The 21,715-nt window shown below is 50.9% G+C and carries 19 protein-coding genes; 5 read left to right on the forward strand and 14 right to left on the reverse strand.

Annotation, left to right across the window (positions count from 1 at the left end; all coding sequences use genetic code 11):
* Positions 1 to 98: 98 nt before the first annotated feature.
* The 5 genes from ACP15Y_RS05650 to ACP15Y_RS05670 are packed head-to-tail and all read right to left on the reverse strand — an operon-like array spanning position 99 to position 5,621.
* Positions 99 to 1,532, reverse strand: coding sequence for a M81 family metallopeptidase (locus tag ACP15Y_RS05650; RefSeq protein WP_424982023.1), 1,434 nt, complete (start codon positions 1,530 to 1,532; stop codon positions 99 to 101).
* A 42-nt stretch (positions 1,533 to 1,574) separates the two neighbouring features.
* Positions 1,575 to 3,497: a beta-N-acetylhexosaminidase gene (locus ACP15Y_RS05655; RefSeq protein WP_424982024.1), complete on the reverse strand. Its 1,923-nt coding sequence runs from the start codon at positions 3,495 to 3,497 to the stop codon at positions 1,575 to 1,577.
* Between the two features lie 47 nt (positions 3,498 to 3,544).
* Entirely contained in the window at positions 3,545 to 4,336 is a 792-nt protein-coding gene (locus tag ACP15Y_RS05660) for an SDR family oxidoreductase (RefSeq protein ID WP_424982025.1), read from the reverse strand.
* 3 nt (positions 4,337 to 4,339) lie between these two features.
* The gene (locus tag ACP15Y_RS05665) at positions 4,340 to 5,206 is read right to left on the reverse strand and encodes a MurR/RpiR family transcriptional regulator (protein ID WP_424982026.1); all 867 of its coding nucleotides are present in this window, start codon (positions 5,204 to 5,206) and stop codon (positions 4,340 to 4,342) included.
* A 25-nt stretch (positions 5,207 to 5,231) separates the two neighbouring features.
* A complete protein-coding gene (locus tag ACP15Y_RS05670) occupies positions 5,232 to 5,621 on the reverse strand; it encodes a RidA family protein (RefSeq protein WP_424982027.1) in 390 nt (129 codons plus the stop codon).
* Between the two features lie 122 nt (positions 5,622 to 5,743).
* Here ACP15Y_RS05670 and ACP15Y_RS05675 point away from each other — a divergent pair, with 122 nt between their 5' ends.
* The 4 genes from ACP15Y_RS05675 to ACP15Y_RS05690 all read left to right on the forward strand — a co-directional run bounded on the left by ACP15Y_RS05675 (position 5,744) and on the right by ACP15Y_RS05690 (position 9,357).
* On the forward strand, positions 5,744 to 6,253 hold the full coding sequence (locus tag ACP15Y_RS05675; protein WP_424982468.1) for a hypothetical protein: 510 nt from the start codon (positions 5,744 to 5,746) through the stop codon (positions 6,251 to 6,253).
* A gap of 5 nt (positions 6,254 to 6,258) precedes the next feature.
* The gene (locus ACP15Y_RS05680) at positions 6,259 to 7,740 is read left to right on the forward strand and encodes a M81 family metallopeptidase (RefSeq protein WP_424982028.1); all 1,482 of its coding nucleotides are present in this window, start codon (positions 6,259 to 6,261) and stop codon (positions 7,738 to 7,740) included.
* A 31-nt stretch (positions 7,741 to 7,771) separates the two neighbouring features.
* A complete protein-coding gene (locus ACP15Y_RS05685; protein WP_424982029.1) occupies positions 7,772 to 8,839 on the forward strand; it encodes a D-TA family PLP-dependent enzyme in 1,068 nt (355 codons plus the stop codon).
* A gap of 122 nt (positions 8,840 to 8,961) precedes the next feature.
* Positions 8,962 to 9,357, forward strand: coding sequence for a nuclear transport factor 2 family protein (locus ACP15Y_RS05690; protein WP_424982030.1), 396 nt, complete (start codon positions 8,962 to 8,964; stop codon positions 9,355 to 9,357).
* A gap of 109 nt (positions 9,358 to 9,466) precedes the next feature.
* On the opposite strand, the gene ACP15Y_RS05695 is transcribed toward ACP15Y_RS05690, so the two are convergent.
* The 8 genes from ACP15Y_RS05695 to nagA all read right to left on the reverse strand — a co-directional run bounded on the left by ACP15Y_RS05695 (position 9,467) and on the right by nagA (position 17,847).
* Positions 9,467 to 10,597 (reverse strand): ABC transporter ATP-binding protein, encoded by a 1,131-nt coding sequence (locus tag ACP15Y_RS05695; protein WP_424982031.1) that lies wholly within the window; start codon positions 10,595 to 10,597, stop codon positions 9,467 to 9,469.
* Positions 10,598 to 10,669: 72 nt separating this feature from the next.
* On the reverse strand, positions 10,670 to 11,887 hold the full coding sequence (locus tag ACP15Y_RS05700; RefSeq protein WP_424982032.1) for an ABC transporter substrate-binding protein: 1,218 nt from the start codon (positions 11,885 to 11,887) through the stop codon (positions 10,670 to 10,672).
* Between the two features lie 39 nt (positions 11,888 to 11,926).
* Complete coding sequence (locus ACP15Y_RS05705; RefSeq protein ID WP_424982033.1) at positions 11,927 to 12,769, reverse strand: carbohydrate ABC transporter permease; 843 nt, start codon at positions 12,767 to 12,769, stop codon at positions 11,927 to 11,929.
* Entirely contained in the window at positions 12,759 to 13,646 is an 888-nt protein-coding gene (locus ACP15Y_RS05710) for a carbohydrate ABC transporter permease (protein ID WP_424982469.1), read from the reverse strand. Before ACP15Y_RS05710 ends, ACP15Y_RS05705 begins: the two co-directional genes overlap by 11 nt.
* Before the next feature lie 9 nt (positions 13,647 to 13,655).
* A complete protein-coding gene (locus ACP15Y_RS05715; RefSeq protein WP_424982034.1) occupies positions 13,656 to 14,855 on the reverse strand; it encodes a Gfo/Idh/MocA family protein in 1,200 nt (399 codons plus the stop codon).
* A 177-nt stretch (positions 14,856 to 15,032) separates the two neighbouring features.
* Complete coding sequence (locus ACP15Y_RS05720; RefSeq protein ID WP_424982035.1) at positions 15,033 to 15,776, reverse strand: copper homeostasis protein CutC; 744 nt, start codon at positions 15,774 to 15,776, stop codon at positions 15,033 to 15,035.
* A complete protein-coding gene (locus tag ACP15Y_RS05725; protein WP_424982036.1) occupies positions 15,776 to 16,696 on the reverse strand; it encodes an ROK family protein in 921 nt (306 codons plus the stop codon). The genes ACP15Y_RS05720 and ACP15Y_RS05725 overlap by 1 nt, the downstream gene beginning before the upstream one ends.
* Entirely contained in the window at positions 16,696 to 17,847 is a 1,152-nt protein-coding gene (gene nagA, locus ACP15Y_RS05730) for an N-acetylglucosamine-6-phosphate deacetylase (RefSeq protein ID WP_424982037.1), read from the reverse strand. Before nagA ends, ACP15Y_RS05725 begins: the two co-directional genes overlap by 1 nt.
* Before the next feature lie 475 nt (positions 17,848 to 18,322).
* Between nagA and ACP15Y_RS05735 the strand changes: the two genes are divergently transcribed.
* A complete protein-coding gene (locus tag ACP15Y_RS05735) occupies positions 18,323 to 20,614 on the forward strand; it encodes a S8 family peptidase (protein WP_424982038.1) in 2,292 nt (763 codons plus the stop codon).
* 59 nt (positions 20,615 to 20,673) lie between these two features.
* On the opposite strand, the gene ACP15Y_RS05740 is transcribed toward ACP15Y_RS05735, so the two are convergent.
* Complete coding sequence (locus ACP15Y_RS05740) at positions 20,674 to 21,588, reverse strand: carbohydrate kinase family protein (RefSeq protein WP_424982039.1); 915 nt, start codon at positions 21,586 to 21,588, stop codon at positions 20,674 to 20,676.
* Positions 21,589 to 21,715: the final 127 nt, after the last annotated feature.

The following is a 21,715-nucleotide window of genomic DNA, read 5'->3' on the forward strand; positions in this document are numbered from 1 at the left end:
GCCTTGCCCCGCACGGGGAAAAGCAACGCATTGGCGCGCCGCCATTTGATTGCGTTAGCTTATCCACCGATTCTGGTTGCTGTAAATAGCGTCTGGCGCTATTCGGCCATTCGCGCCTTTGCTGTGTAGGCAAAGTCCTTTTGAAACGGATAGCATGGGCTTTGGCGATGTTTATTGACCAAACGCTCAATGTCTTGGTTCACCGCGCCATCGGTCAAGGCCATCAGATTTGGGTTGGCAATTTTTGACATATCGGCTGAGATATAGCCGCATTTAATGGCGATCATCTTTTCTTCTGCCACGTCCAAACCAAGCGCCGCCACATCAGATGGCTCATGGAATGTTTGCCGTTTTTCGTTCAATACCGCGCGCACGCCGCCAATTTCCACCAGCGCCAATCGCTGGCCATTGGCCAGTTCTGCCCGCCGCAAAATTGTGGCATCCCCCTCAATGGTTGGGGAGTTTAGCGTGTCTAACTCGGCACCAATGCTCATATGCACTTTCGCATCCAAATCCGCGTCAAAGGCTTGGGCCACCGCTTTTGGCGCGCAAATGCCGATCACCAGCAAATCTTTCATCTCGCGAGAGATGGCTTCTTTCAACACATCCACACGGTCGCCGACGCCACCGCCACCGGGATTGTCACCGCTGTCGCAAATCACAATCGGGCCAGTTTCGATTTTTGATGCCGCGTCCAATGTTTCTGCCAACGGAGCCGCTGGCACGCCAAACGCAAAGTCTTCCCGTGCATCGAAATAGGATTGGGCAATATCTTCCGCCGCTTTTTTGATTGCCGCATCGTCATAGCCGCACACAACGGCTGCGGCGGTGCCGCGGGCCACATCGGCCCACACATAGCCAACCATCAAAGATGCGTCCAAAACGCCTTTGCGTTTGTCGATTTCCCACAATTGGGCGTAGAGCGATTTCGCTGGCTCATCGACCGTGCTGGTCTTTTCGCCCGGCAACAAAACAGGGATTGGTGCCCAGCAGACTTTCGGACGTTTGCCCGTTTTCAACGCATCGACCAAATAAAGGAATGCACGTTCAAAGGTCTCATAGGTATCGATATGTGGCGCGTGGCGGAATGCGGTGAAAATGTCGAGTTGATCGATCACTTTCTGGGTCACATTGCCATGCAAATCATAGCTTGAGGAAATGATCACCTCGTCGCCCACCCGCTGGCGGATCGCTTCGAGAAAATCACCTTCCGCATCTTCCATGCCAGTCACGTGCACCGCGCCATGCATGGCGAGATAGACCCCATCTAGGGGGCCTTCAGCCAAGGCCGCGTCCAGCGCGGCCAAGGTTTGTGCTTTAAATTCATCATAAGTTTTCGCCGCCACAGGCCCGCCGGGCGTTGCCCGCGCGTAAAACAAGGGCGCAATGTCCACGCCTTCATGGTCCAGAAATTTGAACAGTTCATGCTTGAGCACATCGGCGCCGAGCATGATGTTAAAGTTCTCTTTGGTCTGTTCCACACTGGTGTATGTGCTGCACTCTGTGTGCAAGCCTGCAACGGCAATTCTCATTATGATGTCCCTATTCTCTTGAAGGGTTTTAATTGGGGAGGATTATAGACGTGGCAGCATTTTGCATTGTGCAGCAAAACGTGGCCAGTCCTTATTCTCCTTTTCCGTCCACCCTGCTTCAGCAATTGCATTTAAGCGGGGGAAAACTTGATGGTTGAACACTTGACGCGAAATCAAATGCTCTGACCAGATACAAGCTTGAACGCCCTTCAAACGACCTTTCAAATGGTCTGGGAATTCACCAGCAGCTTCATAGGTGTAAGTTTTTTCTGGTGAGGCATAGCCCGCCCAAAATGCACCTGATTCCTGCCAAACTGGCGATTGTGCCATGTCGAGATAATAGGCTTGGCCGGGTGTCATCACCACGTCATAGCCCTGCTCGGCAAGCTCCAAGCCAACCTCTGGCTTTTGCCATGCGAACAACAAAGTACCGCCTTCTTTGTCGATACCGCCGCCGTGAGATACTTCATCCCAACCGCCGACAATTTTGCCTTTTTTGCGGATGGTTTTTTGTACCTTGCCGAGGAAGTGCGCCTGCAATTGCATCGTGCCATTCAAGCGCTCTTCGTTCATCACCTTTTCTGCAGCCGGTGATTGCAGCCAAGAGTTCTCATCCACTTCATCGCCGCCCACATGGATATATTTGGACGGGAACAGGTCTGAAATTTCTTCCATCACTGTTTCGATGAATTTGTACGTGGCTGGAATGCCCGGGTTGATGGCATTGTTTGGGTAGCCTTGGATCGAGCGGTAATTGTCATCTGGCTCTTCAGGGTCGCGCAACTCAGGATAAGCTGCCAACACGGCGTTACAGTGACCCGGAATATCCAATTCTGGCATAATCTCAACATTGAGCGCCTGCCCGTGAATGATCAATTCCTTGATTTCTTCCTGGGTGTAGAAGCCGCCTGTTGATTCATGACCTGCACCCAATTGTGCGGGCATGGCGTGGCCTTCGCCCATCACAGCCCCATCTTTGGTGAGGTTTGGATAGCCTTTAATTTCCACGCGCCAGCCTTCATCGTCAGACAAGTGCCAGTGGAATTTGTTCAGCTTGTTCCACGCCAAAATGTCGATGAAACGTTCAACTGCATCTGTTGGGTAGAATTGACGAGACACGTCCAAATGAGACCCGCGCCATTCATAGCGTGGGGCATCTTTGATTTCGCCTGATGTTGGGAATTTGAACTTGGTCGGCTCAGCTTTTGCCCCGTCCATCATGTGCGACAGGGTGATCAAACCATAGTTCAAACCAGCTTTGTCACCATAGGTCAAAACAACTTCGTCTTTGGCAAACGAAAGCTCATAGGCTTCGCTGGCCAAAGCGGCGTTGTTCACCAAAGTCAATTTGCGACCGCCGGGCACATTTGTCAGGCGCAAACGGTCTGGCAATTCGTGCTTCAGGCGCTTGGCCAATGCAGCCACGTTGTTGATCGCGCGCTTCTCGTCAGCGCTTGTGCCTTCGGCAGCGCACAGCACCACTGGTGGCGTATCAAAATCACTGACGGCAACATGGTTTGGCCATGGCACCACAGCAATTGGGTCAGTCAATTTACCTTCTGGGACAAGATTGCCGGCAAACTCACTTGGGCGACCTTCAATTTGCAAATCGCCTGCGTCCACATCCACATGCGACCCGTCCTCAAGGGTCACATAACCAGATTTTGGCCCGTCCATACGGTGTTGGGCATTGCTGGTCAGGTTTTGAACGGTGAATTCCCAAGTCTCGCCATCAGCCACAACAATATTGTCGAGCGGATCAAACTGGTGGAAATTGGCAAAGCGTTTCACAAAAGTGGCATTTTCCACTTCAACGTCAGCTTTTACACGCATCAAACCTGTGTAGGACAATCGAAAATTTTTCAGGTCTGCGCCAGAAAGGTTCGTCAGCGCCAGCTTCATCTTCGCTGGCTCCTCCCCGCGGTCCACCCATGTGGCCTCAAGACGGAATTTTGGCGTTGACATAATATGTTCCTCTTAAATCTTAGGGACGGAAATCGACAGGATTTCCTCTAATAGTCTTCTGATTGTGCAAAGGTGCCGGCCAATTCCGCCTGCCCTGCAGTTAGCCCGCAATCCACAGGCAGACAGGCGCCTGAAATTGCAGCCGCAGCTGGAGACGAAATAAAGCTCACCACATTTGCGATGTCGACAGGGTCGGCAACACGCTGCAAGGGATACCAGCGTTTTGCATCCTCAAATACTTGAGGATTTTTCTTGGCCCGTTCGTCCCATGCTTGGGTGCGCACGGTGCCAGGGGCAATCGCATTGGCGCGAATGCCATATTTGCCATATTCAACTGCCACCAAACGGGTGAAGTGAATAAGGCTTGCCTTCGCGGCGCTATAGCCTGGGTGTCCGAAAACGCCCAAACCATTGACCGATGCAATATTGGTCAACACGCCCTTATTGGCGATCAAATCCTGCTCGATGGCTTTGAAACATGCAAAGGCACCCAGCTGATTGATTTTAAAATCTTGTTGAAAATTCTCGACAGTAGCCTGCTGCAAGCTCTCTGCTGTGATGGCGCCCACATTGTTCACCAACAATGAAATTGCGCCCAGCGCCCGCCCGGCTTCCACCATTTTGGCGCGGTCATCCGCGTCCAAAATATCGCAAATCAGGGATTCGCCCTTGCCGCCGGCTTCGCGCACTTGGCGGATGGTTTCATCATTAGGTTCTTGCGCAATATCGAGTGCCAAAACCGCAAAGCCATCTTTCGCTAGCTCCACACAAATGGCGCGACCAATGTCGCCGCCAGCGCCTGTGACGATGGCTGTCTTTTGTTGTGTTTGATCAGACACGATCTAATCTCCAAGTACTTGTGTATCGTCCTCATCGCGATAGGTCACCAATTGCCGCTTAATGCGGCGCAGCGGTTCAATCGCGCTATCTTTGCGTCTGATCGCCACCAAAAAGGCGATCATGTCGATTGCGGCCAAAAAGGCATATCGCGCCGATGATGGGCGCAACACATCTGTGCCCTCTGGCAAATCCACGGCCAGACTAAGATTGCTGGATTGCGCCACAATGCTCTCACCTTTGGTGATACTTGCTGTGTATGCGCCGTAGCCAGCGGCCACTTCAAGCGCCCGTGCCAATTCTCGGTTGCGGCCAGAAATGGAAAGCCCGATCACCATATCATCTTCGCCCAAGGTTGAGGCTGTCATCAATTGCATGGAATGGTCTTCCGATGCGGTGACGCGCAAGCCCAACCGGAACAGTCGGTTTTGCACCTCATGAGCAAACAATGATGAATTGCCGCCTGACCCGAAGGCATAGATCATTTTGGCGTTTAGAATTTGCGCCGCAAATTCCTCCACCACCTCAGCGTTTACATTTTCGTGCAACACATTGAGGGTGGATTGCGCACGACCCATCACTGTATCGATCACCTCTTGCGTGCTGGTGACCTTGATTTCAGGCTCCAGATAACGCGTGCCGATAAAAGCAGACTGTGCGAGCCGCACTTTAAACTCTGAAAAAGAGTTGCACCCCAAGCGACGGCAAAAGCGGGTAACGGTTGGCGGCGACACGTCCGCGCGCGCCGCCAATTCGATAATGGAGGCATTCACTGCAAATTGTTTGTCTTCGAAAACAATTTCTGCAATGCGCTGCTCAGAGCGGGAAAGCTCTGAAAGCTGCTTTTGCAATGTGGCAATGATATCCGCCATCGATCCGCCTTTTTGTTACCAGACCCTATTTACGGCTTGGATCAAAGGCAATGCAATCCACTTCAACCTTACAATCGACCATTAAGCTCGATTGTACACAGGCGCGTGCAGGTGGATGTTCGCCAAAGTAAGATTTGTAAACGCCATTGAACGACCAAAAGTCACGTGGATCATCCAGCCATACGCCAACGCGCACAACATGTTCCATGCCGTAACCAGCTTCTTCCAAAATCGCGATTAGGTTCTTGATCGCCACATGGGTTTGCTCAACAATATTGCCACCGACGATTTCGCCGTCTTTCATGGCCACTTGGCCAGAAACATGCAGCCAGCCATCGGCTTCAACAGCGCGCGCAAATGGCAGATTTTGACCGCCCGCACCAGATTTTTCCGCCCCATAACGCTTAATCGTCATTGATCGTCTCCAAATTATTCAGCGATGTAAATTATTTTCTTATCGATTGACATATGAGCAGAAATCATCCAGTTTTTCTATAGGAATTTTAACAAAAATGAAAATTTTTTGCCGAGTAAAGTATCGTGACATCAAGACAGAATCCTTTCGTAGAATCAGACACTGCACGCCACCAAATTTGGGAAATGTTGGTGGATCGTGACATCAAAGCTTTCATCGCTGCCGATTGGTCTATGGTCGAAAATGACTTTGTAGAACAAGGCTTTATGGGAGTTCATGGCCACAATGCCTCTAATCCTGATCATTGGCGCTTGGCGTTCCCAAGCCTCAAAGATTATGCGGATGAGTGGTTGCGTCAGGCCCATGATTTCCAAAAAGAATCGCAAGCTGGCGCCTTTGCAGGCGACCCAATGGACGCAATTTTCAATGCAACTGTGTTGCGGGACATTGAAATTAACGGCGACAAAGCCATTGTGCATAAGAAATTTGATGGTCGCATTCCGCGCGCGGATGGCACAAGTGATCGTATGTTGTGGCAGACCGTTTATTATTGCGCCAATGTTGGTGGCAGCTGGAAAATTACCGGCTTCACAGGCTATTTGCCGAACCCAATGGGTGGTGAAAGAGCTTAAGCACTATGGCAAATAAGCGCGTTTTCTCGGCGGCATTGGCTACCGAATCCAATACTTTTTCGCCGATCGCAATTGATCGGCGGGGTTTTGAGGCATCTCTTTACGCCCGTCCAGGCACCCACCCTGAGACCCCGACCCTTTGCTCTGCTGTCCTCCCATTAGGGCGCAAATGGGCAAAGGAGAAGCAGTGGACCTTCATTGAAGGCACTGCTGCATGGGCAGACCCCGCCGGCATCATTAATCAACGCGCATTTGAAAGCTTGCGCGATGAGATTTTGGATCAAATCCAGCAAGCGATGCCGCTTGATGCGGTTGCGTTGGGATTGCATGGGGCGATGGTTGCCGCAGGCTATGATGATCCAGAAGGCGATTTATTGGCGCGCGTTCGTGAAATTGTGGGGGAAGATTGCGTGATCTGCGCCACCTTTGATCCCCACAGCCAACTCACGCAAAAACGGGTTGATCAACTCGATTTCTTTATTGCGTTCAAAGAGTTTCCGCACATTGATTTTGTAGATCGTGCAGATGATTTGTACCGCATTTTGGATGCCACCCTCGCGGGCGAGGTAAAACCCGAAGTGAGCGTATTTGATTGTAAGATGATCGATGTGTTCCCCACTTCGAGGCAGCCCATGCGCAGCTTTGTGGACAAGATGATTGCCTTGGAAAAGAGCGATGCAGATATTTTGTCCCTATCGCTTATCCACGGTTTCATGGCTTCTGACGTGCCTGAGATGGGCACGAAAATGGTGGTGGTCACAGACAATAAAAAGCAAAAGGGCGATCAACTTGCGCGCGAGCTTGGGCTCGATGTGTTTGCCATGCGGGGCAAGAGCATGCCGGAACAACCGGACGAAGTGCAAGCAGTCGCTGACGCGCTGGCCACAGCCAAGGGCGCACAAAAGCCAGTTGTTCTCACTGATATGTGGGACAATCCTGGTGGCGGCACCGCAGGTGATGCGACCGTAATTTTGGAAGAATTGATCGAACACGGCGCGACCAATGTTGCTGTCGGCACCATTTGGGACCCCATTGCGGTGCAGATCTGCTTTGCAGCGGGCGAAGGCGCAGAAATTCCGCTGCGCTTTGGCGCAAAATCGGCTCCTTTTACTGGCAATCCAGTGGACAAACGGGTGAAAGTTGAAAAGCTGGTCAGTAATGCCGAGCATCGTTTTGGCGATAGCTATGTGCCCATGGGCGATATTGCCACCATCAGCTTTGATGGCATTGAGGTGATCCTCAATTCAACGCGCTGCCAGAGCTTTGGCAAAAGCCTATTTGACGTAGGCGGTGTGGATTGGGCGGCAAAGGATATTTTGCTGATCAAATCGACCAATCATTTCTATGATTCATTTGCGCCAATCGCCGAAAAGATCATTTATTGTTCTGCCGGACGGCCTTACCCTAATGATCCAGCAACAACGGATTATCAAAAAGCGCCAAAAAACATTTGGCCCAAAGTCGCTGATCCGCATAATCTGGGCTAACCAAATCAAACGCGCCAAGCGGGAAATCATAATGACTGAAAACAACTCGATTTATAATCTGAGTACGCCTGTTGTGCTGATCGATGAGACCATCGTGGATGCGAATATCAAGCGGGTACAATCCTATCTGGATCAGGCGGGCAAAAAGTCGCGCCCGCATATCAAAACCCACAAGATCCCACGCTTTGCGCAAAAGCAGCTTGATGCTGGTGCCATCGGTATTACCTGCCAAAAGGTCTCCGAGGCGCAAGTGTTTGCGGATGCAGGCATCAAAGACATTATGTTGACCTTCAACATTGTTGGCGCTGAGAAGATGGAACCACTGCGCAATCTGAATGAGCAGGTGACCTTGTCTGTGGTTGCTGACAGCACCACAACAATTGAGGGTCTCGCCACTGCTTTTGATGACCACAAGCCTTTGACCGTACTTGTGGAATGCGACACAGGTGGCGGACGCTGCGGCGTTCAATCGCCCGACGAAGCGCTTGAGTTGGCGCGGAAAATCGATGCCGCATCCGGTCTCACATTTGGTGGGCTGATGACCTACCCGTCGCCCAATGGCGAAGATGCGGTGGACCAATTTTTCAATGACACCAAGGCCTTGCTCGATGAAGCGGGCATTGCCTGCCCCGTGCTGTCGAGCGGCGGGTCGCCTAGCCTTTATTCGGCCGAGAAGGCCAAGTCAGCCACCGAACATCGTGCAGGGACGTATATCTACAACGACCGATCGTTGGTGCGTGCAGGCCATTGCACATTTGACGATTGCGCCATGACCATTTTGGCCACTGTTGTGTCGCGGCCAACTGCCGATCGGGCTGTGCTGGACGCGGGTTCAAAGGCCCTCACCTCGGACCTGCTTGGGTTTACAGACTTCGGCTACATTGTCGATTATCCGCAAGCGGTGATCAGCGGCCTCTCTGAAGAACATGCTGTTGTGGACCTTTCCGCCTGCAAGGAAAAGCCGAAGGTTGGCGATAAAGTCCGCATCATCCCAAACCACACTTGCGTGGTGAGCAATTTGATGGATCAAGTTGCGTTGCACCGTGACGGGCAGTTCATCGAAATGGTGGATGTGGCTGCGCGCGGTCGAGTTTGGTAATTGCACTCAAAGAATATCCTTTGGCGGGAATTTAACGCATATCGTCATTTCCGCCACTGGAATTTGCGCTAAAATTTTAGAAAACTCCAAGAAATTACACCGTAACTACATTGGAGTTTTACATGTCTCGGACAGAACTTTTATTCACCGCCATCTCCACCTATCTTGACGCCATCTATTATTGCGATGTCGAAAAACTGGATGCGGTGTTTCACCCCTCTTCCACTTTGTTTGATGCGGATAATGGTGAGATATTTGTCGACCCCATTGCAAGCTTTCGCGCTGACGTGGCCAGCCGCCCCTCGCCTGCCAGTTTCAACCAAAAACGATATGATCAAATCATCACCATTGATTGGCTGTCGCCATTGAGCACCACAGTGAAGCTGCGGTTGCATTCCCGCACCAGCATCTTTGTGGACCATTTGAACTTTGTGTGGGATGAGCAAAGGGGTTGGCAAATCGTTGCGAAGATTTGGCATTTGGAAGGTGCGTGCGAGCTGGAAGTGATCCCCGCCTAAATCACGAGCCCCGAAAAAAAGAACCCCATCCAAGGATGGGGTTCCGGCCCGTGGGGAGGAGCCAAGAAAGTCTCATATGAGATTTTCGTAATTGGGTAACTGACCCAATCTATTTCATATCTGGCAAGCTCAGATCCTTGAACTCGATTTTACGCTCATAAACGCGGCCATCTGCATCGAACAAATGGCAATCTTTTGCGTTGAAGCGCAGCTTGAAGTCTTGGCCAGCTTTAAGTGGTGCGGAACCGCTTTGAACTGTGCAGAACACTTCGTCTACACCCTTGCGGTTGGCATAGCCCACAGTGTGGATGCCCAAGCGCTCAACCACATTGGCGGTCAAATCAAGTGTGATCTCACCGTTTTCGAGGTCAGTGTGCTCTGGACGAATGCCAAGTGTGAGCTTTTGGCCCGCAATTTTATCTTCATCATGGGGATGAACAGGCAACACAAATTCGCCGGCATCTGGAATTTCGACCCGCACACCATCTTTATCCGCGCCCTTACCGACGGCTTCAATGAAGTTCATCTTAGGGTTGCCGATAAAGCCTGCCACGAACAAATTATCTGGCTTGTGATATAGCTCAAGCGGTGTGCCCACTTGCGCAATGTGCCCACCATCCAACACTACGATCCGGTCAGCCATGGTCATGGCTTCCACTTGGTCGTGTGTCACGTAAATCATTGTGGCATCGAGATCATGGTGAAGCTTTGTCAGCTCAACACGCATGGTGGCCCGCAGCGCCGCATCTAGGTTTGACAACGGTTCGTCAAACAAGAATACGCTCGGCTCCCGCACAATCGCACGGCCAATTGCCACACGTTGGCGCTGACCACCAGACAATTCACCCGGACGGTGATCAAGGCGTGGTGTCAAATGCAGAATTTCTGCAGCCTTACGTACTTTTTGATCAACCTCTTCGTTTGATTTTTTCTCAACACGCAGAGGGAAAGCGATATTTTCATACACGCTCATATGTGGATATAGCGCATAAGATTGGAACACCATCGCGATGCCCCGTTTAACTGGTGGCAATGTGTTGACGATCTTGTCATCAATCACAACATCACCAGCTGTAATTTCTTCTAGGCCGGCAATCATGCGCAACAAAGTTGACTTGCCGCAACCTGATGGTCCGACGAACACGATGAACTCACCATGTTTTACGTCAAGTGAAACGCCCTGAATGACCTCAACGTCGCCGTAGCTTTTTTTAACGTTATCGAGTTTGAGTTGACCCACGGTCATCCCCCCCTAATTTGCGGTTTTCGTTGCGGGGCCCGCCGATGGCGGACCCCACGTTTTTGCAAAAGCTTACTTGTAGTCTTCCAAGTCTTCAGCTGCGATTTCAACAGCTTCAGCAGCTTCAACTTCGCCCAAAACAACGCCTTGAACAGCTTCGTTGATCACGTCTTGCAGACCAACATAGTCAGTTACGAAAGGCTCTGGACCACCAGTTTCGATGGCGTCAAGGAAAGCACCCCAGGTTGGGTCTTCTTCCACGATTTTCGCCACACTTGGGTGGTTAGGACGCAATGGTGTCAAGCCTGCAGCAATGTCAAATTCCATTTGCTTGTCTGGGCTTGTCATGTACTTAGCAAAGTCCAAAGCAGCTTCTTCAACGCCTGAACCTTTGAACACTGCATATGAGTCAGTGATCAACAATGTACCTGGTGTACCCATTGGGCCTACTGGAATTGGTGCAACGCCCCAATTTACAGCGTCAGCAACAGCGCCACGCTCCCATGGACCAGAAATGAACATGCCGATTTTGCTTTCCACGAACAATGGACGCAATTTCGCACGGTCATAAGCAACTGGACCTGGCTGAGAAACTTCAGCCATCTTGCCATAGAACGCAAGTGCTTCAACGTTGTTTGGTGAGTTGAATACGATCTCGCCGTCAGCGTTGATCACTTCACCACCGTTTGTGTACACATAGTTCATGAACTGGTGCATTGTGTTGTCGAATGAAGCGGCAGCCAAACCGAAGCCATCAGCGTCGGTGTTGTCTTTAATGGCTTTCGCAGCGTCATACATCTCATCCCAAGTTTTAGGAGGAGTTTCTGGGTCAAGACCAGCAGCTTCAAACAGGTCTTTGTTCCAGTACAATGCTTTTGTTGAGAACGCGCGTGGTAGGCCCCACACTTTGCCGTTCGCAGTTACAGTCGCCAAAATTGGCTCTGCCCAAGTTGCCAACTCTTCATCTGACAAGTCGTGAGACAAGATCAGATCGTTTTGCGCCAACTGCTTAAGGGTACGAGAACCCATGTAAGCAACCGCAGCCGGTGTGCCAGCAGCAGCAAGTGTTGTTGCTTTTTCTTGACACTGGCCCCAAGGCACATATTCGATTTGAACGTCAAAACCAGGATTGTTCGCTTCCCATTCGCCGATGTGCTTGGCGTTTACTTCACCGCCAAATGTGTCATCGCCACACAGGATAACCTGGATCGCTTGTTGGTCTTGTGCAACTGCGAAAGATGCAGAGCTAAGTAGCAAAGCGCCACCAAGCATAATTTTAGTCAGTTTCATCTTGAACTCCCTTTTTTCTGCCAATTAGTACAGTGCTTCCTATTCCTTAACTGCGCCAGCAGTCAGGCCAGCGATGATGTATCGCTGCAAGAAGATGTAAATGATCAGCACTGGCAAAATGCCGACCAAACTCGCGGCCATCACTTCGTTCCAAACGACGGTTTGACGACCAAAGAACTGGTAAATACCAACCGGCAGAGGATGCAGGTCAGAATTTGAATTGAATGTTAACGCGAACAAGAATTGTTGCGCATAGGCCCCAATAAAGGTTGCAATTGCCACCACAACAATCCCGGGCATGGCGATCGGCAAGATCACTTTCCAGAGGATATAGGGGCGGCTGGCGCCATCTACCCAAGCGGCTTCTTCAAGCTCGCGCGGGATTTTCATCAGATAGGAGCGCAACAACCAAATCGCTGTTGGGATCAAGAAGGCTGCGCCTGGAATGATCATGGCCAAATAAGTATTCAGCAAACCCACATTCCGCATCAATTGGAACAATGGAATGATCAACACAGCGCCACCCACCATGTTAATGGCAAGGAAAGCAGCCAACATCGCATCCCGGCCTTTAAATTCGAACCGAGCGAAGGCCCAAGCAGCGGGGATCACCGCGATCAACACAATGACTGTCACACAGGTCGCAATGAAGAAGCTGTTCCAAATATAAAGCCCTAAGCGCGGCACATTTTCCCACATGGTGAAATATGCATCGAAGCTCATATTTTCCGTAATGATTTTATACGGAATGGAGTTGATCCGGTTTAGCGGACGCAGGGAGACCAAGAAGGCTTCCAAAAACGGCGCCAAAAGGAACAATAGAAAGACGCCGATACCCAAATAGATGCCGACAATTTCCCACCAACGGTACTTATTTATCATTGCTCAAGCTCCGTTTTGCCATGCGTGACAGCATGTAGAAGTAGAACCCTGCGAACGAGGACAGGAAGATCACAATCATCACAGCGCGTGCTGCACCTTCACCATATCGATTGCGCGAAATCGCAGTCTTGTAGGTGTCGATAATCATGGTTGTGGTCGATCCACGTGGCCCACCTTCGGTCAAAATCCAGATGATGTCGAAGGAGTTGAAGGTCCAAATGGCACTCAGGAGGCCCATCGTCGCCACCGCTGGCATAATCAACGGCAATGTGATGCGGCGGAACCGATACATGCGGCTGGCGCCATCCACCCAAGCAGCTTCGTGCAAGTCAGGCGAGATTGATTGCATAGCGGCCAACAAATAGATGGTGACCAATGGCGTACCCACCCAAACGTCGGTGACGATGGTTGAATAGAATGCGCCTGTACGGTCGCCCAAGAATTCGTATGGCCCTGCCAAAATACCCAAATGCTGAGCAACACCGGAAATCATGCCGAATTGGCCGTTATACATCCAGCGCCACATAAATACGCCAATCGCGATTGGCACAATCCAGGGGGGCATCACCAGTACGCGCATAAAGCTACGACCTGGCACAGCGGAGTTGAGCAACATAGCGCCCAGAACGCCGACCACCATTTTCAATGTTACAGAAATTGCCATCCAATAGAATGTACGGCCGATAACTTCTGGAAAACGGCGAGAGAAAATCTTCTCATAGTTTGCCAAGCCGATGAACTCTTCAGTCGGCTTTAGCGATGCATCCGTAAACGATAGCCGAACTGTTTCCAACAGCGGCCATGCAACAATTGCAAGCGTGATAAACAACGCTGGCAAGAGCAGCAAATACGGAAACAGATTTGGACGTCCCCCCATTGCTTGCATTTAAGCAACCTCCTCCTTTGCAAGCTTGTAGCTGTCGAACTTCGCCCACGTCTCAGTGAGGTCAATGACAGAATGCGACAAGCGTGCTTCGTCTAGTTTAATCGCGGTTAGGCCCGCTTCCAAACCATCCAAGATGGATACTGGAAGTTTTGCGCCATTCCGCAAGTGATTGAAAATATCCTCGATCATTTGCTCATCAGCCCCGTAGTGAGCAGAAAGGCTTGAGGATTCATATGATTTGTCGACCAAAGTCTCGGAATTCTCAGCCGCAGTCAGCTTGAAGAAATTGCGAATAAAATCGCCTTCCGCCATGCCTTTGGAGCCGATCACCGCAAAGCGGCGGAACTCATCTGGCACGTTCATATTGGTGTGGAAGCAGAGGTTTTCACCATCCTGATATTCAATCAGAGCGGTTTGATAGTCGATGATATCGCCTTCACTATCAAAAACCTTATCACTGCCATTCCAGCCGCTTGGCTTATATTGGTAAACATTGGCCAATTCGTCCGGCTTGTTTTCCGGCACGAAAGAACGACGACCACCAAAGCTGGCGACACGTTTTGGGCGCTTGCCCACAAGACCTTGATAAAGGTCTAGATCGTGGCAGCATTTTTCCAGCATAAAGCCGCCAGAAAATTCTGAATTACGACGCCAATCGCGCATAAAAAATGCGCCGTGATAAGGCGCAATATGCTCTGAAGCTTCAATAGATGCGATGTTGCCCAATTTGCCGTTGTCGCGTGCCGCAATCAAATCGCGGTAAAGCGGCGCGTAACGCAAAACCAAGCCAATCATCACTTGATCAACATTGCCGGCTTCTTGCAACAGCTCAAGCAACTCAAATGTCTGTGCCTCTGTGGTCACAACTGGCTTCTCAGCAAATGTTTTAACGCCAGCTTTGATTGCAATCCGCAAATGTTCGAGGTGCATATGGTTTGGCGAACCGACCATCAACAAATCGAGGTCATTTTTCTCAAGCAGCTCTTCCAAGCTGTCAAAAGGTTTGCCCGGATTGAAGGACTTAAGCGCTGATGGATCAACAGAAATGCCAGGCACTCCTTCCCCATTCACCAAACCTAAGCCAGCCGGATTTGGGTCAACATAGCCAACAAACTCAATGTCCTTTTGAGTTTGGCCGATGACCTGCATCAAATAACCAATACGATATCCCAGTCCAACGACACCGATTTTAAAGGTCATACGATCCCTCCCGATCTTGTATGAAATTAATTTTCGTACTTTGGACCAAAATTTGCAAATTCTCAAGCGAGATTCGTAATTTTGCCCCCAATTTATGAAAATCAATTTCATAGAATGCTGTAAGTTCTTGAATCTTAAATTCAAATTTCAGCAAATTCATGTGGAAAGCAAATGTAGTCACGATGCGACGCCCTCCAATTTTGCCAAAGCTTGGACCAGCTCTTCGACACGGTATTGAACCGTTTCACGCCGCCCATCTTCAGCGGCAAATCCAAGGTCCTGCGCCGCATTTGGCGATTGAGCCAAGGGCGCAGAACAGGAGGAATGCAAGCTCGTAATGCCGTCGATCGCCAGCAAATCTTTTGCGCTGGCGACACCAACGCCAGACCCTGGCATAATTTCAATTCGGCCCGCCGCGCGCTCAACCAATTTCGCGATCAAATCAATGCCCGCGCTGGCGTTCGTTTTCTGCCCACTGGTGAGGATGCGGTTAAAGCCAAGTTCAATTGCTTGCTCCAACGCTTCAAACGGGTCAGGTGTCACGTCAAATGCACGGTGCAGGGTGATATCCATGCCGTTGGCCGCCGCCACCAGCTCGTTCAGCATTGCCATATCGAGTTGGCCGTCTTGCTGGGTCGCCCCGAGCACCACACCTTGCATATTTTCATTTTGCGCTAGGGCGATATCGTCCAACATCAATTGCATTTCATGCTGGTCAAAGCAGAAATCGCCTTCACGCGGGCGGATCATCACATGCGCGCGCATCTTCTGCGCTGCTGCAAAGCGCATAAAGCCGCGGCTTGGCGTCAAACCACCTGCAACAAGTGCCGAACAAAGCTCCACACGGTCAGCACCACCCTTTTGAGCTGCTATCAATGCGGCTGGGGTATCAATGCAAATTTCAAGGGTGATTTTTGACATTAGGCCACCCCACGCATTTGGTTGGGGCGCAAATAGGCTGCGCCGACCAGGCCCGCATTTTTCACATGGTGTGCAGGCACAACTAAGGGCTGCTCATATGTGTTCAGCACCATGGTGCGCACGCGGCGATCAATTTCTGCAATTAGATCATTGGCATGGGCCAAGCCGCCACCAACAGGCACAGATTCAGGGCCGAGCGTATTGACAAACGTGCTGAGCACCCGCGCCACCATTTCGCTGCACACTTCAATGGTGCGCGTCGCGGCATCATTGCCGTTGCGCCAAGCATTCAGAATATCTTCTGCACCAAGTTCAACTTGATGCAGCGCCTTATGGACATTTTCCATGCCGCGCGCGCCGCCGACTGTATCCAAACAGCCTTTTTGGCCGCAGCCGCATTGGAAATAACCCATATGCTCGACCATGCCGCCAGCCGTTGGGTCAACGACAGGGCCATGGCCCCATTCACCTGAAATGCCGCCAAAGCCGGTGACAATATCGCCATTGATGACCATGCCACCGCCAACGCCGGTGCCCAGCACAATGGCAAACACGTTTTGCGCGCCCTTCGCCGCGCCCGCATAGGCCTCGGCAAGAGCAAGACAATCGGCATCATTTGCCACAATCACCGGCACACCAACTCGTGCTTCAAGTAAGCCTGAAAGGTTCTCTCCTTTTAGGCAAGGAATGTTGGCAATAGTGAGCGCGCCCGTTTTGGGATCGGCAAACCCTGCGATTGAAATGGCAACATAATCCCGCTGCGCCGCAGGCGCTTCTTGCATCATTTCAACCATCGCGGTCAAAAAGCCATCCAGAGAATCGCCCGGCGTTGGTCGCTTGCCAGCAATCTGCACAATGCCATCCTGATCTGGCCAGCCAGATCGAATATTGGTACCACCAATGTCAAAGCAGACGGGCATTAGTGCGACTCCCCTTGGCCTTTAATCCAAGTCCGGGTGACTTTCATATCGTCTTTGCCAAAGGCCACGAGATCGGCATCATAGCCTGGGGCGATGCGACCAATCTGATCATCCAAGCGCAAGAATTGTGCAGGATAAAGCGATGCCATGCGCAAGGCTTCACCAAGCTCCACGCCCAACTCTTTGTGGGCGAGCTCAACCGCGCGCATCATATCTAAATCGGAACCAGCCAATGTGCCATCTTCCAATGCGCAACGCCCATCCACGGCGTGAATAGTTTCACCGTATAGGTTGAAATGCTTCTCCTTCGCGCCAACTGTCGCCATCGCATCAGACACAAGCATTATTTTACCCTGCTTTTTCGCCCGCACAACAATGCGCGCGCTGGCGAAATGCAAATGGTAGCCATCAACGATCAGGCCGCACCAACTGTTGGGATCATCAAGACCTGCACCAACAACGCTCGGCTCGCGATTGGCTAAAGGCGGCATGGCGTTAAACAGGTGCGTAAAGCCGCGCAAGCCAACATCCAGCGCTTCGCCAACCTGTTCATAGGTGGCCGCGCTATGGCCCGCACAAACATGCACTCCTTTTTCGCTTAATGATGCGATAAATGGCTTCGGCACACATTCCGGCGCAACCGTAACGATCACTTCACCAAGGTCGCCACGCGTAAATAGATCAAGCGCCTCATCATCAACATCGCGCAAGAATTCAGGCGCATGGACACCGCGACGCTTCAAGCTGAGATAAGGGCCTTCGAAATGCACGCCGCGAACGCCCGGCACGTCGGCTTTAATGGCGGCGCTGATGGCATCGGCTGCTTCGCGCATCACCTCAAATGAGTCTGTAATCAATGTCGGCATCAATGTGGTCGAACCATATTGACGATGACCACGAACAATTTCGGTCAAACCTTCAACTGTGCGCTGATCATTAAACATAACCCCGCCACCGCCATTGACTTGCACATCAATAAAACCGGGGGCCAAAATTTGGCCAGAGAGGTCGACAATCTGCTCATAGTCTGAAGCTAGGTTGTTGTCAGCAGCAAAAATGCGAGAAATTTTTCCATTGGCGACCTCAACGGACTGGCCGTTCAAAAAACGCTCACCATCAAACAAAGTGGCATTTTTGAGTAGAATCGCCATGAATCTCGCCTCCCGTGCGCACTTTAAGTCTGGCGCATCGTTTTCTTCTCACCTCAACAAACCAGCACACTTAATAGCTTAAGACATCTGTTTGTTGCTCCACAGGTTATTAAATCCAATTTAATACCATTTTGCAACCAAAAAATCACAAAAAGTACATATCCCATATTTCAACGTTGGAATATGACATAACATTATGATCTATAATGAATTATTGCATCTATCTTGAGCATATTCACGACACTTCAAATGTAAATTACAAGTGAAACTACATTTGGCTAGGCCGCTTTTTAACGCAGATACGAATCTTTCATATCTATTGGTATTCTATAGGTTCATTTAAAAATTTGACTTTTTGTTGCATTGGCGGTTAACGAAGCTTGATACTTTATCTATTAATATTTGTTCAGACTTGGGACACCTTGGGGTTGGTTTACATATGAATACGGTCAGCACTAGTCATCAAAAAGCACTTATGTGCACCGCATGTATTGGCGTTCTTCTTCTTACAGGTTGCGGGCCGGGGGCGAGCGGTGGTGGCGGCGCTTCTGGCGGCACGACATCCTCAAGCATCACAGCACCTTGGGCGCTCGGCAGTGGCGGCACTGAGGACAACGCAACCGCAACAACAATTGCAAACTCATCCGAGTTTCAAAATGTGGATGTGGACTTGGTTACACGCGCTGGTTCAAACCCCCATCCATACTTGCTGACGAAAACACACAATGCTCTTTCAACAGGAATTTCTGGCCATGGCCAGCTTGTTGCCATTGTGGATGATGGCTTTCTAACCACACACGAAGAGTTTGATGGCAAAATCATTCACGAATTTGGCGATGTATCCCCCGATGGAGGGTCAAACCATGGAACGCATGTCGCCTCAATTGCTACAGGCAATCAGGGGACGGGCGATGTTATGGGGGTCGCGCCACAAGCCGATTTGCATTTAACAGCGTACAGCCGAAGCACTATTGGCGACCTAGCTGATGCTACGGAAGATGCGGCATCAAAAGGTGCTGTTGTGCAAAACAACAGCTGGGGTTGGGACTACAGCATTACCGATGCGCAAGCCGCAATGTCCGGTGGCGCGACCGCAGCTGAGGCAATGCACAATGTTGTTGGCGGCGGTGCCACCAATTGGCAGGATTACATTGATGCATTTGACACGTTTCAAGCTGGCGGTGTGATCGTATTTGCGAATGCCAATACTAATCTCGGCGATGTAGATGTTATTGCCGGACTCCCGCTACTCGCGCCGGAGCTGGCTGAAGCGTGGATCTCAGTTTCAGAAGCCGTCTTCTCAGTCGACGCCAATTATAACATTACCGGCGCTACGCTGATTTCTACACCTTGTGGCCAAGCAGCTGAGTTTTGCCTTGTGGGTGACGGCCAAACTTTGGGCGCTTCAGATAACGCAAATGATGCATATGAGGATGGCCTCGGCACATCCTATACAGCACCGCAGGTTTCAGGTGCAGTAGCCTTATTGGCTGAAGCTTTTCCAACCCTTCAGCCCGGTGAGTGGCGTGATCGGTTGTTGGCATCTGCGAACAACACATTCTTCTCCAGCGCCATTGATGGCACAACCGATTTCGGTGGCGGCGTGACCCATGGCTATTCCGATGTGTTTGGGCATGGCGTGATGAACATCTCCGCCGCGCTACAACCGATTGGTGAGGTGAGCGTGGTGCGTGGTGCAGATTTGGCCAGCGGCACACGAGAAAGCCTAGGCAGCACAACAGTTACCACAAGCGCCGGTTTTGGCGACGGACTGGCCCGCATGTTGCGGGATCAGGAAATGGCTGTTTTTGATGCGCTCAATGGCGATTTTAAAATCCGGGGCGACTATTTTGTACAGCAAGATCAAAATAGCTATCGCTCTGCATCAATTGATCGTTTGCAGGACAAAGGCCAGGCGCGTACCTCGCTTTCCTTGGGCGACGAATCGAGCAATGTGAACAATGTGCTCTATTTCGGTGCGCAAGATGGCCTTGCTCAATTGCAAACTGACCTCGGATTGGCCAACAATCTAGCACCGAATGTTTCTGTGCTGTCATTTGCTGATACAGCGACAGCGATTTACCAAAGCCATGAGACGGCCTTTGGCCATTATGGCTTTTACGGCTTTAGCGCACAGCACAGCGAAAATGTGAATGGCTCGCTTTCTGGTGCGGGGGCCATCGCTCAGTTTAATCTGGGCAACTCCTCGTTGCGTCTCGGCTTCAATCAAATGGTTGAAAGCGGCGCCTTCCTCGGCATGGTGGGGAATGACACATTTAACACGCCAACGCTTGCCAATGCCCAAAGCGCGAATTTGAGCTTTGATTCTGACTTGGCCCAAGGCTTTAGCGTTTTTGGCGGCGCTGAACTGGGGCGTGCTGTTGGTCAAGCCAGCGGCGATGGCTTTGTGACAAACTTTGATGGCGCGAGCTTTTCTGGCTTCCATGTTGGCGTGGCCAAGGCCGACCTGCTGCAAAAGGGTGACCGGGTGACGCTTTCACTGGCGCAACCTATTCGCGCCGATGCGGGCACTATCACCATGAATTTGCCTGTGGGTCGCGACAAGAACGGCAACATTATTTACGACCAAGTATCGGGCAACCTCTCCCCATCTGGGCGCGAGATTGATATCGCGGCGAGCTACTTTATGCAGCCAGACGCGTTCAGCAGCCTCCAATTTGATGTGATGTATGCACTCGATTCAGGTCATGTGGCGGGCGAGCGCTCTTATGGCGTTGGCGCGAGCTTCCAGCGAGATCTAAACTAGGTCAAATTGAAATTGATTTTATAAAGGGGTCGGCAACGACCCCTTTTTTGTTTGCAGGTCTAATCGACAAACACGCCATAAATCCGCGGCGATGTGGTCACCGCGATTGAGGCCACGGTTAGCCCAGATTCGAGCGCCATTTGCAGGCCCTCACCTGCCATATAGGACGAAATGAATGCGGCATTGAAAATATCCGAATATCCAACGGGATCACTGCTTTCAAATTCATCGATTGAAGCCGTGACCATTTGGCCTTGGTAAAAGCCATCTGCGCGCGTGCGTCCACGCTGCACCACCAACACTTGGTGATCTGCCAGCGTTTTCACCAGCGCCTTTTCGGCTTCTTCCACATCGTCTTCTTCCATCACGGCGCAAAGCTCATGCTCACGCATCAAGATACAATCAGTTGCGCGCACCCAGCTTAAGAACACGGCGCGCGTATCCTCTGTCCACCCTTCAAAAGGCCGATCGTGGCTGAGCGCAGTGGTCCACCCCATGGTGGATAGCATCATCAAAAGCTGAGACAGCCCGGCGGTGACAGATGGCATCAAATGTGCGCCCGTCACCAGTGCAAATGAAGATTTTGATGTGGCCGGGGGAATCGCATCGATCATTGTATCGAGCGTTACGTCCTGCAAATGCCCCTTGGAGTTGAACACAACAACATTACCGCAATCATGCAGCATATTCACCGATACAGTGGTTGCGGTGGGAATGGTTGTCCATGACGTGGTGCCTGGCTGAAACTCGCCTTGCAGCCAAGTGCCAAGATTGTCTGAGCCAACAGTCGCAATCAGCCGATGGTCAACACTCAAGCCAGACAAAGCAAGTGCTGTAGTGCCCGCTGCACCGCCCGCGCGAAAATCGGAAGATGACATTGTCATCTCAGTACCAAAATCCGGCCAATGACCTAAGTCACCCATCACCAGTTCGATATTCACGTTCCCAAGAATAAGCAATGGGGGTGAAGCCATATGGTCGATTTCCCTCGTTTAACTTTTCGCACACTAATCAGAATCTGCGTTTAATCAAATATGAAAGTGTTACAATACTGAAAATTTAATTCAGATTTGGCGCAATTGTCTTCTAAATCAGTGATAA

The organism is Maritalea sp. S77, assembly GCF_049801075.1.
Taxonomy (GTDB): domain Bacteria; phylum Pseudomonadota; class Alphaproteobacteria; order Rhizobiales; family Devosiaceae; genus Maritalea.

What these genes read in the sequence shown, in the direction of transcription:
- ACP15Y_RS05650 (WP_424982023.1), bottom strand. Translation starts at nt 1,532, where the DNA reads ATGAGAATTGCCGTTGCAGGCTTGCACACAGAGTGCAGCACATACACC.
- ACP15Y_RS05655 (WP_424982024.1), bottom strand. Translation starts at nt 3,497, where the DNA reads ATGTCAACGCCAAAATTCCGTCTTGAGGCCACATGGGTGGACCGCGGG.
- ACP15Y_RS05665 (WP_424982026.1), bottom strand. Translation starts at nt 5,206, where the DNA reads ATGGCGGATATCATTGCCACATTGCAAAAGCAGCTTTCAGAGCTTTCC.
- ACP15Y_RS05670 (WP_424982027.1), bottom strand. Translation starts at nt 5,621, where the DNA reads ATGACGATTAAGCGTTATGGGGCGGAAAAATCTGGTGCGGGCGGTCAA.
- ACP15Y_RS05680 (WP_424982028.1), top strand. Translation starts at nt 6,259, where the DNA reads ATGGCAAATAAGCGCGTTTTCTCGGCGGCATTGGCTACCGAATCCAAT.
- ACP15Y_RS05685 (WP_424982029.1), top strand. Translation starts at nt 7,772, where the DNA reads ATGACTGAAAACAACTCGATTTATAATCTGAGTACGCCTGTTGTGCTG.
- ACP15Y_RS05690 (WP_424982030.1), top strand. Translation starts at nt 8,962, where the DNA reads ATGTCTCGGACAGAACTTTTATTCACCGCCATCTCCACCTATCTTGAC.
- ACP15Y_RS05700 (WP_424982032.1), bottom strand. Translation starts at nt 11,887, where the DNA reads ATGAAACTGACTAAAATTATGCTTGGTGGCGCTTTGCTACTTAGCTCT.
- ACP15Y_RS05705 (WP_424982033.1), bottom strand. Translation starts at nt 12,769, where the DNA reads ATGATAAATAAGTACCGTTGGTGGGAAATTGTCGGCATCTATTTGGGT.
- ACP15Y_RS05710 (WP_424982469.1), bottom strand. Translation starts at nt 13,646, where the DNA reads ATGGGGGGACGTCCAAATCTGTTTCCGTATTTGCTGCTCTTGCCAGCG.
- ACP15Y_RS05715 (WP_424982034.1), bottom strand. Translation starts at nt 14,855, where the DNA reads ATGACCTTTAAAATCGGTGTCGTTGGACTGGGATATCGTATTGGTTAT.
- ACP15Y_RS05720 (WP_424982035.1), bottom strand. Translation starts at nt 15,776, where the DNA reads ATGTCAAAAATCACCCTTGAAATTTGCATTGATACCCCAGCCGCATTG.
- ACP15Y_RS05725 (WP_424982036.1), bottom strand. Translation starts at nt 16,696, where the DNA reads ATGCCCGTCTGCTTTGACATTGGTGGTACCAATATTCGATCTGGCTGG.
- nagA (WP_424982037.1), bottom strand. Translation starts at nt 17,847, where the DNA reads ATGGCGATTCTACTCAAAAATGCCACTTTGTTTGATGGTGAGCGTTTT.
- ACP15Y_RS05735 (WP_424982038.1), top strand. Translation starts at nt 18,323, where the DNA reads ATGTGCACCGCATGTATTGGCGTTCTTCTTCTTACAGGTTGCGGGCCG.
- ACP15Y_RS05740 (WP_424982039.1), bottom strand. Translation starts at nt 21,588, where the DNA reads ATGGCTTCACCCCCATTGCTTATTCTTGGGAACGTGAATATCGAACTG.